Here is a 13,765-nt window from a genome sequence, read left to right on the forward strand (position 1 = left end):
CGCCCATGGCGATATCAGATCCAATCGGCGATATGCTGACCCGTATCCGCAACGCCCAGCTGCGTCGCAAGTCCACGGTTCGCGTACCTGCCTCGAAGCTCCGCGAGCGTGTGCTCGAGGTGCTGAAGTCCGAAGGCTACATCCGTGCTTACGAGCGCGTGGAGCTGGACAGCAACAAGGCTGAAATCGAAGTGTCCCTGAAGTACCACGAGGGCGAGCCGGTGATCCGGACCATCGCCCGCGTGTCGACGCCGGGTCGCCGCGTGTATTCCTCCGTTGGGGATTTGCCGCGCGTGGCCAACGGTCTGGGCATCTCGATCATTTCGACGCCCAAGGGCGTCATGTCCGACAACCAGGCCCGCGCGGCCAATGTCGGCGGCGAAGTGATCTGCACGGTCGTCTAGGCCGAAGCGTAAGGAACGAAACGATGTCACGTATCGGAAAAAAGCCTGTCAGCATCCCCAGCGGCGTCAGCGTCGATCTGAGCGGATCCTCGCTGTCGGTCAAGGGGCCGAAGGGTCATCTCGCGATGACGCTGGTCGACGACGTGGTGGCGACGCAGGAAGACGGCAGCATCGTCGTTAAGCCGCGCGGCAACACCAAGCGCGCCCGGTCCATGTGGGGCCTGCAGCGGACTCTGGTCAGCAATCTGGTGACCGGTGTGTCGCAGGGCTTCACCGTGAAGCTGCAGATCACCGGCGTCGGTTATCGCGCCGCCGTCCAGGGCAAGACCCTCACTCTGCAGCTTGGCTTCAGCCATGACGTAGTGTATCCGATCCCCGACGGGATCGAGATCAAGACGGCGACGCCGACGGAGATCGAGATTTCCGGCATCGACAAGCAGAAGGTCGGTCAGATCGCGGCGGAAATCCGTGAATGGCGCAAGCCGGAGCCCTACAAGGGCAAGGGCGTTCGCTATGCTGGCGAATTCATCTTCCGCAAGGAAGGCAAGAAGAAGTAATTGCCGGATACGGCACTACGGTGGGTTTGAAGCCATGAACAAGAGAAAAGAGCTGTTTCTTCGCCGTCAACGGCGGGTGCGCAACGCGCTGCAGAAGAACTCGACCGGGCGCGTGCGCTTGGCCGTGCACCGCAGCGGCAAGCACATCTACGCGCAGGTGATCGACGACAGGGCCGGCCGTACGCTGGTCGCGGCTTCGACCCTGGACAAGGAATTTCGCGGTGACGGCGGCAAGTCCGGCGCCAACGTGGACGCGGCCCGGGAAGTGGGTGTGTTGATCGCCAAGCGCGCGGTCGATGCGGGTATCAAGGACGTGATGTTCGATCGCAGTGGCTTCCTCTACCACGGCCGGATCAAGGCCCTGGCGGACGCCGCGCGCGAAGGCGGCCTGAACTTCTAAGCCGAATAACGGAATCGAATAGGAATACGATATGGCACGGGAACGGTCAGAACGGTCGGAGCGCTCGGAGCGGTCGTCGGAACGGCAGCAGGAGAGCGAATTCATCGATCGCCTGGTGCACATCAATCGCGTCGCCAAGGTGGTGAAGGGCGGCCGTCGTTTCGGTTTCGCCGCTCTCGTCATCGTCGGCGACCAGAAGGGCCGCGCCGGCTTCGGTCACGGCAAGGCGCGCGAAGTGCCGGAAGCGATCCGCAAGGCCACCGAATCGGCCAAGCGCAACATGGTTCGCGTGCCGCTGCGCGAGGGTCGTACGCTGCATCATGACATCGACGGCCGCCACGGCGCCGGTAAGGTCATCCTGCGGACGGCTCCGGCCGGTACCGGCATCATCGCCGGCGGTCCGATGCGCGCCGTTTTCGAGGCACTGGGCATTCACGACGTGGTCACCAAGTCGACCGGTACGTCGAACCCCTACAACATGGTGCGCGCCACGTTCGACGCGCTGAAGAAGCAGATGTCGCCGCGTATGGCCGCCTCCAAGCGGGGCAAGAAGGTGAGCGATATCCTCGTTCGCCGGCCGGAGCAGGCGGGCGAAGTTGTCGAGGGCTAAAAGCCCTTAGCGGAAGGTCAAGAATCATGTCCGAGAAGATGCTGAAGGTTACCCAGATCGGCAGCCCGATCCGCCGCCAGGCGGATCAGCGCGCGACGCTGATCGGGCTCGGCCTGAACAAGATGCACCGCACCCGCGTGCTCGAAGACACGCCGTCCGTGCGCGGCATGGTGAACAAGATTCACCACCTGGTGCAGGTGGAAGAGGTGGACGTTTAATCGTCCGCCCTGAAGGAAGGATACCAAGATGCGGCTGAATCAGATTAGTGACAATCCGGGCGCGACCAAGACGAGCAAGCGCATTGGCCGTGGTATCGGCTCGGGCAAGGGCAAGACCGGCGGTCGCGGCGTGAAGGGTCAGACCTCACGCTCGGGCGTGGCGATCCACGGTTACGAAGGCGGCCAGATGCCGCTGCATCGCCGTCTGCCGAAGCGCGGTTTCAAGAGCATCAACCGCAAGCAGTACGCATCCGTCAACATCGGCCGCCTCCAGGCCGCGATCGACGCGGGCAAGCTGAAGGCCGGAGTCATCGACGGCGCCGCGCTGGTTGCCGCCGGTGTCGTGACCCATCTGCGCGATGGCTTCCGTCTGCTGGCCAAGGGCGAGCTGACGGCCGCGATCGAGATCACCGTCAACGGTGCGTCCAAGACGGCCATCGAGGCGGTTGAAAAGGCGGGCGGTAAGGTCCACTTCGTTGCCGGAGCGACGCCGACGGACGGCGCCGAGTAAAAGCGCTCACGCGCGGAATCGGGAAGACTCATGGCGTCGGCCGCGGAACAACTCGCACAGAGTTTCAACCTCAGTGCCTTCTCGAAGGCGACTGAACTCAAGAAGCGCATCTGGTTCACACTAGGTGCGCTTATCGTCTATCGACTCGGCACCTACATCCCGCTGCCGGGTGTGGACCCGGTTGCCATGTCCCAGCTGTTCTCCGCCCAGGGCGGCGGTCTGCTCGGCATGTTCAACATGTTCGCCGGCGGCTCCATCGAGCGCATGGCGATCTTCGCGCTGGGCATCATGCCCTACATTTCCGCGTCGATCATCGTGCAGCTGATGACCAGCGTCTCGCCGTCGCTCGCGCAGCTGAAGAAGGAAGGCGAATCGGGCCGCAAGCGGCTCAACCAGTACACCCGCTATGGCACGGTCGCGCTGACCATCGTGCAAGGCTACGGCATCGCCGTCCTGCTGATCGGCCAGAACGTGGTACTGGATCCCGGAATATTCTTCTACGTCAGTACCGTGACCACCCTGCTCGGCGGCACCATGTTCCTGATGTGGCTGGGCGAACAGATCACGGCGCGCGGCGTCGGCAACGGCATTTCGCTCATCATCTTCACCGGGATCGTGGCGAACCTGCCCCGTGCGCTGGCGCAGCTGTTCGAGCTGAGCTGGAACCAAGGCCAGATCAGCACATGGTTCCTGCTGTTCCTGTTCATCCTCGTCGTCGCCGTCACGGTCCTGATCGTGTTCGTCGAGCGCTCGCAGCGCCGTCTGATCGTTCAGTATCCGAAGCGCCAGGTGGGTAACCGCGTGTTCCAGGGCGACAGCTCGCACCTGCCGCTGAAGCTGAATACCGCCGGCGTCATTCCGCCGATCTTCGCGTCCTCGCTGTTGCTGCTGCCGCTGACCATCGTTCAGTTCTCCGGCGGCAACATCGAGAATGAATGGCTGGCCGGCACCATCGCCATGCTCAATCACGGGCAGCCGCTCTATCTCGCCTTCTACATGGCGATGATCGTGTTCTTCTGCTTCTTCTACACGGCCGTCGTGTTCAATCCGCAGGACACCGCCGATAATCTGAAGAAGCATGGCGGCTTTCTGCCCGGCATTCGGCCTGGCGAAAAGACGGCCGAATATATCGACTACGTTCTGACCCGGATCACCGTCGTCGGCGCCGCCTATCTGGCGCTGGTGTGCCTTATCCCGGAAATCCTGATCTCGCAGGCCGGCATCCCCTTCTACATGGGCGGTACGTCGCTGCTGATCATCGTGAACGTGACCATGGACACCGTTACGCAGATTCATGGACATCTGCTGGCTCATCAGTATGAGGGCCTCATCAAGAAGTCCAAGCTGCGCGGGAGGAAGGGTTGAACATCATTCTTCTAGGCCCGCCGGGTGCCGGCAAGGGCACTCAGGCCAAGCGGATCGAAGAGCGCCACGGCATGGTTCAGCTCTCGACCGGCGACATGCTTCGCGCCGCCGTCAAGGCTGGCACCGAGGTGGGCAAGATCGCCGACGGCATCATGAAGAGCGGCGCGCTGGTGCCGAACGACGTGGTCGTCTCGATCATCGCCGATCGCATCGATCAGCCGGACGCGCAGAGGGGATTCATCCTCGACGGCTTCCCGCGCAACGTGGCGCAGGCCGAGGCGCTCGACGCCATGCTGGACAAGAAGGGCCTCAAGCTCGACCACGTCATTCAGATGGAAGTGGACGACGAGGCCCTGGTGGAACGTATCACCGGCCGCTATACCTGCGGCAATTGCGGTGCGGGCTATCACGACACGTTCAAGCCGACCAAGGTCGAGGGCCAGTGCGATGTCTGCGGTTCGCATGACATGGTGCGCCGGGCCGACGACAATGAGACCACCGTTCGGTCGCGTCTCGACACCTACTACAAGGAAACGGCGCCGCTGCTTCCCTACTACAAGGAGCGCGGCAACCTGGTGCAGCTCGACGGCATGGCGCCGATGGACCAGGTCACCGAAGAGATCGAAAACGTCCTGGCCGCGGAACAGCGCCTGGGCGGTTGACTGACAGCTACAGCTTTCTATAATCCCGCGTTCCGCGAATCAGGGCGGTTCAGCGCGGAAACGGACGCCTAAGGAGACACACGTCGTGGCACGTATTGCTGGTGTAAACATACCGACCAATAAGCGGGTCGAGATCGCGCTGACCTATATCCATGGGATCGGGCACACGCGCGCGAAGGAAATTTGCGCCAGGCTCGACATTCCCGGCGAGCGTCGCGTGAACGAGCTGACCGATTCGGAGGTCATCCAGATCCGCGAGACCATCGACAGCGATTTCGTCGTCGAAGGCGATCTGCGCCGCGAAGTGGCGATGAACATCAAGCGGCTGATGGACCTGGGTTGCTATCGCGGCCTGCGCCACCGTCGTGGTCTGCCGGTGCGTGGTCAGCGGACCAGCACCAACGCGCGGACGCGCAAGGGCAAGGCGAAGCCCATCGCCGGCAAGAAGAAGTAAGGAAGAAGCGCAATGGCAACCGATACCGGCCGCGTCAAGCGTCGCGAACGCAAGAACATCACCTCGGGCGTCGCGCATGTCAGCGCCACGTTCAACAACACGACGGTGACCATCGCCGATCACCAGGGCAACACCATTTCCTGGTCGTCGGCCGGTGCGCAGGGCTTCAAGGGCTCGCGCAAGTCGACGCCATATGCCGCTCAGCTCGCTGCTGAGGATGCTGGCCGCAAGGCGCAGGAACACGGCATGAAGACGCTGGAAGTCGAAGTCAGCGGTCCGGGTTCGGGTCGCGAATCGGCTCTGCGTGCGCTGCAGTCCGTGGGCTTCACGATCACGTCGATCAAGGACGTGACGCCGATCCCGCACAATGGTTGCCGTCCGCCCAAGCGTCGCCGCGTCTAAGCCTTAAGGCACGCGGAACATCAAGGAGGAAGGCGCCCCGTTGGGGCGCTTGACCTTAACAAGGGGTCTTACGGTGGTAGTACAGAAGAACTGGCAGGAACTGATTCGGCCGAACAAGCTCGAGGTCAAGCCGGGCGTCAACGCGAAGACCAAGGCGACCATCGTCGCCGAGCCGCTCGAGCGTGGATTTGGCCTGACCCTGGGCAACGCGCTGCGGCGCGTGCTGCTGTCGTCGCTGCAGGGCTCCGCCGTCACTGCCATCCAGATCGATGGCGTGCTGCATGAGTTTTCGTCGATTCCGGGCGTCCGGGAGGATGTCACGGACATCGTCCTGAACATCAAGTCGCTCGCCCTGAAGATGCATGTCGAAGGTCCCAAGCGCCTGTCGCTGAAGGCCAAGGGTCCGGGCCAGGTGACCGCCGCCGACATCAGCGAGCACGCCTCGATCGAGATTCTCAATCCCGATCTGGTGATCTGCACGCTCGACGATGGCGCGGAGATCAACATGGAAATGACCGTCAACAACGGCAAGGGCTACGTGCCGGCGGACCGCAACCGTCCGGATGACGCGCCGATCGGCCTGATTCCGATCGATGCGTTGTACAGCCCGGTCGTGACCGTCGCCTACAAGGTCGAGAACACCCGCGAGGGCCAGGTTCTCGATTACGACAAGCTGACCATGGATGTGGTGACCGACGGGTCGATCAGCCCCGAGGATTCCGTCGCCTATGCGGCCCGCATCCTGCAGGACCAACTGCAGCTGTTCGTGAACTTCGAAGAGCCCCGTGAAGTCGTCCGCCGCGAGGAAGAGAAGGAACCGGAGTTCAACCGGAACCTGCTCCGCAAGGTCGACGAGCTGGAGCTGTCGGTGCGTTCGGCGAACTGCCTGAAGAACGACAATATCGTCTACATCGGCGATCTCATCCAGAAGACCGAGGCGGAGATGCTGCGCACGCCGAACTTCGGCCGCAAGTCGCTGAACGAGATCAAGGAAGTGCTGTCCTCGATGGGCCTCAAGCTCGGCATGGAAGTGCCGAACTGGCCGCCGGAAAACATCGAAGAGCTGGCGAAGAAACTGGAAAGTGAATACTGATCGGCCCTAGGCCGTTCATTCGGGAGATGCGCGATGCGCCATGGTATGTCGGGACGGAAACTCAACCGCGATTCTTCGCATCGCAAGGCTATGTTGCAGAACATGGCCACGGCGCTGATCAAGCATGAGCAGATCAAGACCACGCTGCCCAAGGCGAAGGAACTGAAGCCTTACGTCGAAAAGCTGATCACGCTGGGCAAGACCGGCAGCCTGCACGCGCGCCGTCAGGCCCTGTCGAAGATCCCGGAGAAGAAGATCGTCGACAAGCTGTTCTCGGCCATCGCCGAGCGGTATGCCGACCGTCCGGGTGGGTACACCCGCGTCCTGAAGGCCGGTTTCCGCTATGGCGACGCCGCGCCGATGGCGATCATCGAGCTGGTCGATCGCGATCCGTCCGCCAAGGGCACCGACGCTGGCCCGACCGCCGACGAGCGCGAGGACGACGAGGACATGGCTGCATAAGCAGCCTGTTCCGGAGTTTGTCGAAGGGCAGCCCTCGTGGCTGCCCTTTGCGTTTGTGCGTTTGACGCCTAAATAGAACGCGAGGCAATCGAAGGGGAAATCGGCGAATGAGCAAGCGGTTCACGGGATGGCGCATGGCGCTGGCGGCAGGCGGGATTGCGGTGGTGGCGGGCGCGGTGGCCATCGGTCACGCCCAGAACGATCAGCCCGCCCGGCTCGCGGCACAGCCGCCCACTGTGCTCGAGCCCGCGCCGGCTGCCCCGAAAGTTGTACCCCAGACGCCTGCGGTCGTTCAGTACTCCTATGCCCCGCTGATCAGGAAGGTGGCGCCCGCGGTCGTCAATATCTACACGACTCGGACCGTGAAGAACGCCGGTCCGCTGATCTTCAACGATCCCTTCTTTCAGCAGTTCTTCGGCGACCGCTTCGGCCAGCCGCAGGAACAGAGACAGCAATCGCTGGGGTCGGGCGTGATCGTGCGTTCCAACGGCGTGGTGGTCACCAATCATCACGTGGTGAAGGGCGCCGACGAGATCGTCGTCGTGCTCAATGACCGTCGTGAGTTCAAGGCGAAGGTCATCATGGCCGACGAACGCTCGGATCTGGCCGTGCTTCAGGTCGATCCGGGCAAGGCCGACCTGCCGGCGCTGGCGTTCCGTAATTCGGATACCATCGAGGTCGGCGACGTCACCTTCGCCATCGGCAACCCCTTCGGTGTGGGTCAGACCGTAACGCACGGTATTGTCTCGGCCGTTGCCCGCACTCAGATGGGCGTCAGCGACTATGAATTCTTCATCCAGACGGACGCGGCGATCAACCCCGGTAATTCGGGCGGTGCGCTGGTCGGCCTGGACGGCAAGCTGTTCGGCATCAACACCATGATCCTGTCGCGCTCCGGCGGCTCGCAGGGCATCGGCTTCGCCATTCCCGCCAACATGGTCGCGCGGGTGGTCGATGCCGCGCTGACCGACGGCAAGGTCGTGCGCCCCTGGTTCGGCGCGACCGGCCAGGAAATCACCGGCGACCTAGTCGAATCCCTGGGGCTGGATCGCCCCGGCGGCGTACTGGTCAACGGCATCTATCAGGGCGGCCCCGCGGAAAAAGGCGGGCTGAAGATCGGCGACGTGGTGCTTGAGCTCGATGGCCGCCCCGTGCTCGATCCGGCCAGCATGGTTTCGCTGCTGGCCAGCCGGCCCGTCGGCGGCAAGGCGGACATCCTCGTCCAGCGTGACGGGCGCGAGCTCAAGCTGACGGTTCCGCTGGTCGCCGCGCCCGAGGTTCCCAAGCGCGACGAAACCGTTCTGCCGCGCGGACACCTGTTCGCCGGCGCCAAGGTCGCCAACATGTCGCCCGCCCTGGCAGAGGAACTGCACCTGAGCCCGCTCGATAAGGGCGTGATCGTCACCGGTCTCGAACGGGGAAGCTCCGCCCACCGGGCCGGTCTGCGTCCGGGCGACTACATCCTGGCGATCAACAACAAGGATGTGCGCTCGGTGGCCGATCTGAACGCCACCTGGACCGGTTTCACAGGGCCCATGACCGTCAAGGTCAAGCGCGGCGGCGAGGTGATCACCGCGACCTTCCGCCAGTAGGGCAGGGAGCCTAAAGTACCCGGCATGACGGACCTTTTTCACAATGCCGGGCTCGAGGCGGGCGCGCCCCGTCCGCTGGCCGAGCGGCTTCGGCCGGCGCGGATCGAGGATGTGGTCGGGCAGGATCACCTGCTCGGGCCCACGAGCCCGATCGGACGCATGCTCGGCGCGGGCCGCATGGCCTCGCTAATCCTGTGGGGACCGCCCGGCACGGGCAAGACGACCATCGCGCGCCTGCTGGCCGATCACGTGGACCTGCATTTCGAGCAGGTCTCGGCGGTGTTCTCCGGCGTCGCCGATCTGCGCAAGGTTTTCGAGACGGCCAAGGCGCGGCGGCGCGACGGCAAGGGCACGCTGTTGTTCGTCGACGAGATACACCGCTTCAACCGGTCACAGCAGGATGCCTTCCTGCCCTATGTGGAAGACGGCACCGTCATCCTGGTGGGCGCGACCACGGAAAATCCGTCGTTCGAGCTGAACGCGGCGCTGCTATCTCGCGCGCAGGTGATGGTGCTCAACCGGCTGGACGATGCGGCCATGGAAATAATGCTGAACCGGGCCGAGGCGGAACTGGGCCGTCCGTTGCCGCTCGATGCGGATGCCCGGACCGCGCTCAAGGCCATGGCCGATGGTGACGGGCGGTTCCTCTACAACATGGTCGAGGAGATCGAGGCGCTGGCGCCCGAGACCGCGCCGCTCGACACGGCGGCGTTGGCGAACCTGGTGCAGCGCCGCGCCCCGGTCTACGACAAGGCGCAGGAAGGCCACTACAATCTGATCAGCGCGCTGCATAAAAGCCTGCGCGGCTCGGACGTGGACGCGGCGCTCTATTATCTGGCCCGCATGCTGACGGCGGGCGAGGATCCGCTGTACATCACCCGCCGGCTCGTGCGTTTCGCGGCCGAGGATATCGGCATGGCCGATCCGCAGGCGCTGGTCCAGGCGCTGGCGGCCAAGGACATGTACGATTTTCTCGGCTCTCCCGAGGGCGAGCTGGGCATCATGCAGGCGGTCGTCTATCTGGGCACCGCGCCCAAATCGAACGCGGTCTATACGGCGGCGAAGATGGCCAATGCGGCGGCGCGCGAGACCGGCTCGCTGATGCCGCCCAAGCACATCCTCAACGCGCCGACCAAGATGATGAAGACGCTCGGCTACGGCAAAGGCTATGAGTACGATCACGATGCGGAAGGCGGTTTCTCCGGCCAGGATTACTTCCCCGAGGACATGCCCCGGCGCCAGTTCTACCGGCCGGTTGAACGGGGCTTCGAGCGCGACATCCAGAAGCGCCTGGAATACTGGGCCAAGCTGCGCGCCGAGCGACGGGCACGCGAGACCGGCGAGCCATCATGACCGCTTTCGATCTGTTCGTCGGCATCGACTGGTCCGGCGAACGCGGCACCAGACTGCGGCGCCTGCAGGTCGCGGTTTGCGCGCCCGGCGATGGCGCGCCGGTACTGGTGGCCAATCCGCGCGGCGGGCCCTGGTCCCGCCCCGATGTCATCCACTGGCTGCTGGCGCGGTCCTCGGCCGCCCGGGTGCTGTGCGGCCTGGATTTCTCCTTCAGCTTCCCGTGGCAGGATCACCGGGCCTATTTCCCCGGTTTCGCCGACGACCCGGCCGACTACGCCGCCTTCTGGGATCTGGTCGAGGCCATGTGTTTCGACGACGAATGCCTGTTCGGCGGCGCTCTGGCCGATGTCGAACCGTTCGCCGATCATTTTCGCCGGGGCATCATGACCGGAGAGGCCTATCGCCGCCGGCTGCGGGAAACGGAAAGACAGGCGCAGGCCGGCGGACGCGGGACGCCCGAATCCGTGTTCAACATGGTCGGGGCGCGTCAGGTGGGGAAAGCCGCCCTGTCGGGCATGCGGGCGCTGCGCTGGCTGAACTCCCATGACGGCGTCGCCATCTGGCCGTTCGAGCCGGCTGACGACGCGCGGCTGGTGGCGGTCGAGGCATTCCCGACCGCCTTCGTGCGCCTGGCCGGGGAAGGACCCGGCAAGGTGCGCGACCTTTCCCGGCTTGACCGGGTGCTCGCGCATTATGGGTCTCGGGGCGTCGGGGAAGCGTGGGGCGGCGAGGGCGCGGGCCTCACCGACGACATGACGGATGCGCTGGTCGCGGCCGCCGCGTTGCGGGCCCTGGCGGCCGATCCCGCGATGTGGAATCCGCCGGGCTTATCGGATAGTGTGCGCCGCAGCGAAGGCTGGACGTTCGGGATCCTGTGATGAGCAGCTATTATACCTATATGGCGGTGGCGGCCGGCGGCGCGGCGGGCAGCCTCGCGCGGTTCATGCTGGCCGGCCAGGTCATGCGCTGGACCGGACCCGGTTTCCCCTGGGGCACGCTGACGGTCAATGTGCTGGGCGGCCTGATCATGGGCATTCTGATCGAACTGTTCGCCGTGAAATTCTCTCCGTCGCCGGCGCTCCAGGCGGGGCTGACCGTCGGCCTGCTCGGCGGCTTCACCACCTTTTCATCCTTCTCGCTGGAGACCGTGCTGATGATTCAGCGGAACGAGGTGTTTCCCGCGCTCGCCTATGTCGCCGGCTCGGTCGTCCTGTGCGTCGCCGCCGTGTTCTTCGGCATGTTCCTTGTGAGGTCCATCCTGTGAGCATTGTCGAAACCCGCACCGTCAAACCGGCCGATGCCGACCAGCGCCTCGACCGGTGGTTCAAGCAGCATTTTCCCGCGCTGTCCTTCGGTCATCTGCAGAAGCTGCTCCGGACCGGCCAGATCCGCGTCGACGGCAAACGCGCCAAGGCCGACTATCGGCTCTCGGCCGGCGACCAGATCCGTATCCCGCCCATGGGCGACATGGCGCTGCCCATGAAAAAGGCCGCGCCGCCGCCGATCCGCGACGCCGATGCCCGTCTTCTGCAGGATGCCGTGCTGTTCCGGGACGAGCACGTGATCGTCATCAACAAGCCGCCGGGGCTCGCGGTGCAGGGTGGCACCAGCATCGGCAAGCATCTCGACGGCATGCTGGACGCGCTGCGTTTCGGCGCGTCCGAGCGGCCGCGCCTCGTGCACCGGCTCGACAAGGATACCAGCGGCGTGCTGGTGCTCGCGCGCTCCCGGCTCGCGGCCGCGGCGCTGGCCAAGTCTTTCAAGGACCGGACCACCAAGAAAACCTACTGGGCGCTGGTCATCGGCGTGCCGTCGCCGAACGAGGGCGAGATCACCTCGTTCATGGAAAAGGACGGCGAGGAGGACGAGCGCGTCCGCCCCGGCGACAAGGGGCAGAAGGCGATCACCGAATACAAGGTCATCGAGGCGGCGGGCAACGCCATGTCGTGGCTGGCGCTGCGGCCGGTGACGGGCCGGACGCATCAGCTGCGCGTGCATTGCGCCCAGCTCGGCACCCCCATCGTCAGCGACGGCAAGTATGGCGGCGAGGATGCCTTCCGCGACGGCGTATCGGCCAAGCTGCATCTGCATGCGCGTCACATCGCCATTCCGCATCCCGTGCGCGGCATGATCGACGTGACGGCGCCGCTGCCGCCGCATATGCGCGAGACCTGGTCGCTGTTCGAGTTCGACCCGAACATGAAGCAGGACGTGTTCGACGATGACTGATCTGCGTCTGGTCGTGTTCGATTGCGACGGTACGCTCGTCGACAGCCAGCACGTCATCTTCGCCGCCTTGAGTCATGCGTTCGACGGTCACGGCATGACCGTGCCCGATCTCGACGCCGTCCGCCGCGTGGTCGGGCTGGGCCTGGTCGAGGCGGTGGAGACGCTCGTGCCGCATCTGGACCGTGCCGCCCATGTCACCCTGGCCGAATCCTACAAGAACGCGTTCGGTCTGCTGCGCCATGATCCGCTCCATGCCGAACCGCTGTTTCCCGGCGTGCGCGAGGCGCTGGCCACGCTGGCCGATGCGGGCTACCTGCTCGGCGTCGCCACCGGCAAATCCCGCAAGGGCTTGGCCGCGACGCTGAAAATGCATGATCTGACGGACATGTTCGTCACGCTGCAAACCGCCGATGATGCGCCGGGCAAGCCCCATCCGGGGATGCTGGAGAACGCCATGCGGGCCACCGGCGCGCGGCCCGCCGACACGGTCATGGTGGGCGATACGGTGTTCGACATCCGCATGGCCGGCAATGCCGGCACCCATGCGCTGGGCGTGTCCTGGGGCTATCATCCGCCGCACGAGTTGACCGCCGCCGGCGCCCGCCACGTGCTGGCGGGATATGACGGCCTGTCGCCCTGGCTGGAGACGCTCTGGGAGCCCGCGGCGTGAAGCGCTTCTACAAGCATGTCGCCGTGGAGCCCGCGCCAGGCGGTTTCGCCGTGCATCTGGACGGAAAGCCGATCCGCACGCCGGCCAAGGCGCCGCTGGTGCTGCCGTCCCTTGCCCTGGCCAGACAGGTCGCGGCGGAATGGGACGCGCAGGAGACCGAGATCCGGCCTCACCTGATGCCCATGACGGGGCTCTCCAACGCGGCGCTGGATCTGATGCGCCTGCGCCGGGGCGATATCGTCGCCAACACGGCGGCCTATGCGGCGACGGATCTGCTGTGCTACCGGGCCGAGGCGCCGCAGGGCCTGAGAGCCCGGCAGGACCAGAGCTGGCACCCGCTGATCGACTGGGCGCAAGGCGCGCTCGGCCTGCGCTTCGTGGTTACCCAAGGCATCATCCCGGTGGATCAGGAGCCCGGCCTCGTCGAGACGGTCCGGCTGCTGCTCGATGCCTATGATGATTTCACCATGGTCGCGGCCCACAAGCTGACCCACGGCACCGGGTCGGTTGTGTTGGCGCTGGCCGTGGTCGAGGGCCGGTTGACGGCGGCGGAGGCTTTCGACATCAGCGCGATCGACGAGTTCTGGCAGGAAGAGTTCTGGGGGATCGACGAGGAGGCGGCCGAACATCGGGCGCTGCGCCGTCAGGATATTGTCGACGCGGCGGAATTCATGGCCCTGGCCCGCGCCGAGCCGTGAATTTTCGCGCGGCCCGGCCCCAGTAAAGGGCCTGTCACGCAGCTGCGAGATTCTGTTACAAAGGCCGTAACCTTGCTATATGGTC

Annotated in this window: 19 protein-coding genes; all 19 read left to right on the forward strand. The window is 64.8% G+C overall.

Features of this window, described 5'->3' with window-relative positions:
- The first annotated feature begins 5 nt into the window (after positions 1 to 5).
- The 19 genes from rpsH to WJU17_RS15490 all read left to right on the forward strand — a co-directional run bounded on the left by rpsH (position 6) and on the right by WJU17_RS15490 (position 13,680).
- The gene (rpsH, locus tag WJU17_RS15400) at positions 6 to 404 is read left to right on the forward strand and encodes a 30S ribosomal protein S8 (protein ID WP_346328280.1); all 399 of its coding nucleotides are present in this window, start codon (positions 6 to 8) and stop codon (positions 402 to 404) included.
- A gap of 23 nt (positions 405 to 427) precedes the next feature.
- Positions 428 to 961: a 50S ribosomal protein L6 gene (rplF, locus tag WJU17_RS15405; RefSeq protein WP_346328281.1), complete on the forward strand. Its 534-nt coding sequence runs from the start codon at positions 428 to 430 to the stop codon at positions 959 to 961.
- Positions 962 to 995: 34 nt separating this feature from the next.
- Entirely contained in the window at positions 996 to 1,361 is a 366-nt protein-coding gene (gene rplR / locus WJU17_RS15410) for a 50S ribosomal protein L18 (protein ID WP_346328282.1), read from the forward strand.
- A 31-nt stretch (positions 1,362 to 1,392) separates the two neighbouring features.
- Entirely contained in the window at positions 1,393 to 1,971 is a 579-nt protein-coding gene (rpsE, locus tag WJU17_RS15415; RefSeq protein WP_346328283.1) for a 30S ribosomal protein S5, read from the forward strand.
- Between the two features lie 26 nt (positions 1,972 to 1,997).
- Positions 1,998 to 2,189: a 50S ribosomal protein L30 gene (gene rpmD, locus WJU17_RS15420; RefSeq protein WP_346328284.1), complete on the forward strand. Its 192-nt coding sequence runs from the start codon at positions 1,998 to 2,000 to the stop codon at positions 2,187 to 2,189.
- Between the two features lie 28 nt (positions 2,190 to 2,217).
- Positions 2,218 to 2,700 (forward strand): 50S ribosomal protein L15, encoded by a 483-nt coding sequence (rplO, locus tag WJU17_RS15425; protein WP_346328285.1) that lies wholly within the window; start codon positions 2,218 to 2,220, stop codon positions 2,698 to 2,700.
- A 30-nt stretch (positions 2,701 to 2,730) separates the two neighbouring features.
- The gene (gene secY / locus WJU17_RS15430) at positions 2,731 to 4,065 is read left to right on the forward strand and encodes a preprotein translocase subunit SecY (RefSeq protein WP_346328286.1); all 1,335 of its coding nucleotides are present in this window, start codon (positions 2,731 to 2,733) and stop codon (positions 4,063 to 4,065) included.
- The gene (locus WJU17_RS15435) at positions 4,062 to 4,727 is read left to right on the forward strand and encodes an adenylate kinase (RefSeq protein ID WP_346328287.1); all 666 of its coding nucleotides are present in this window, start codon (positions 4,062 to 4,064) and stop codon (positions 4,725 to 4,727) included. The genes secY and WJU17_RS15435 overlap by 4 nt, the downstream gene beginning before the upstream one ends.
- An 85-nt stretch (positions 4,728 to 4,812) precedes the next feature.
- On the forward strand, positions 4,813 to 5,181 hold the full coding sequence (gene rpsM / locus WJU17_RS15440) for a 30S ribosomal protein S13 (protein ID WP_346328288.1): 369 nt from the start codon (positions 4,813 to 4,815) through the stop codon (positions 5,179 to 5,181).
- A 12-nt stretch (positions 5,182 to 5,193) separates the two neighbouring features.
- On the forward strand, positions 5,194 to 5,583 hold the full coding sequence (gene rpsK / locus WJU17_RS15445) for a 30S ribosomal protein S11 (RefSeq protein ID WP_346328289.1): 390 nt from the start codon (positions 5,194 to 5,196) through the stop codon (positions 5,581 to 5,583).
- A gap of 73 nt (positions 5,584 to 5,656) precedes the next feature.
- Positions 5,657 to 6,676 carry a DNA-directed RNA polymerase subunit alpha gene (locus WJU17_RS15450; RefSeq protein ID WP_346328290.1) on the forward strand — a complete coding sequence of 340 codons (1,020 nt, stop codon included), beginning with the start codon at positions 5,657 to 5,659 and terminating at the stop codon, positions 6,674 to 6,676.
- A 33-nt stretch (positions 6,677 to 6,709) separates the two neighbouring features.
- Positions 6,710 to 7,138, forward strand: a complete 429-nt coding sequence (gene rplQ / locus WJU17_RS15455; RefSeq protein WP_346328291.1) for a 50S ribosomal protein L17 — start codon at positions 6,710 to 6,712, stop codon at positions 7,136 to 7,138.
- Between the two features lie 107 nt (positions 7,139 to 7,245).
- Positions 7,246 to 8,730 carry a DegQ family serine endoprotease gene (locus WJU17_RS15460; protein ID WP_346328292.1) on the forward strand — a complete coding sequence of 495 codons (1,485 nt, stop codon included), beginning with the start codon at positions 7,246 to 7,248 and terminating at the stop codon, positions 8,728 to 8,730.
- Positions 8,731 to 8,754: 24 nt separating this feature from the next.
- On the forward strand, positions 8,755 to 10,083 hold the full coding sequence (locus WJU17_RS15465; protein WP_346328293.1) for a replication-associated recombination protein A: 1,329 nt from the start codon (positions 8,755 to 8,757) through the stop codon (positions 10,081 to 10,083).
- Positions 10,080 to 10,961: a hypothetical protein gene (locus WJU17_RS15470; RefSeq protein WP_346328294.1), complete on the forward strand. Its 882-nt coding sequence runs from the start codon at positions 10,080 to 10,082 to the stop codon at positions 10,959 to 10,961. Before WJU17_RS15465 ends, WJU17_RS15470 begins: the two co-directional genes overlap by 4 nt.
- Positions 10,961 to 11,347, forward strand: a complete 387-nt coding sequence (gene crcB / locus WJU17_RS15475; RefSeq protein WP_346328295.1) for a fluoride efflux transporter CrcB — start codon at positions 10,961 to 10,963, stop codon at positions 11,345 to 11,347. Before WJU17_RS15470 ends, crcB begins: the two co-directional genes overlap by 1 nt.
- On the forward strand, positions 11,344 to 12,312 hold the full coding sequence (locus tag WJU17_RS15480) for an RluA family pseudouridine synthase (protein ID WP_346328296.1): 969 nt from the start codon (positions 11,344 to 11,346) through the stop codon (positions 12,310 to 12,312). Before crcB ends, WJU17_RS15480 begins: the two co-directional genes overlap by 4 nt.
- Positions 12,305 to 12,982: an HAD-IA family hydrolase gene (locus WJU17_RS15485; protein ID WP_346328297.1), complete on the forward strand. Its 678-nt coding sequence runs from the start codon at positions 12,305 to 12,307 to the stop codon at positions 12,980 to 12,982. The genes WJU17_RS15480 and WJU17_RS15485 overlap by 8 nt, the downstream gene beginning before the upstream one ends.
- Positions 12,979 to 13,680 carry an ATP12 family protein gene (locus WJU17_RS15490; RefSeq protein WP_346328298.1) on the forward strand — a complete coding sequence of 234 codons (702 nt, stop codon included), beginning with the start codon at positions 12,979 to 12,981 and terminating at the stop codon, positions 13,678 to 13,680. The genes WJU17_RS15485 and WJU17_RS15490 overlap by 4 nt, the downstream gene beginning before the upstream one ends.
- The last annotated feature ends 85 nt before the right edge of the window (positions 13,681 to 13,765 follow it).

The organism is Iodidimonas sp. SYSU 1G8, assembly GCF_039655775.1.
Lineage (GTDB): Bacteria > Pseudomonadota > Alphaproteobacteria > SMXS01 > SMXS01 > RI-34.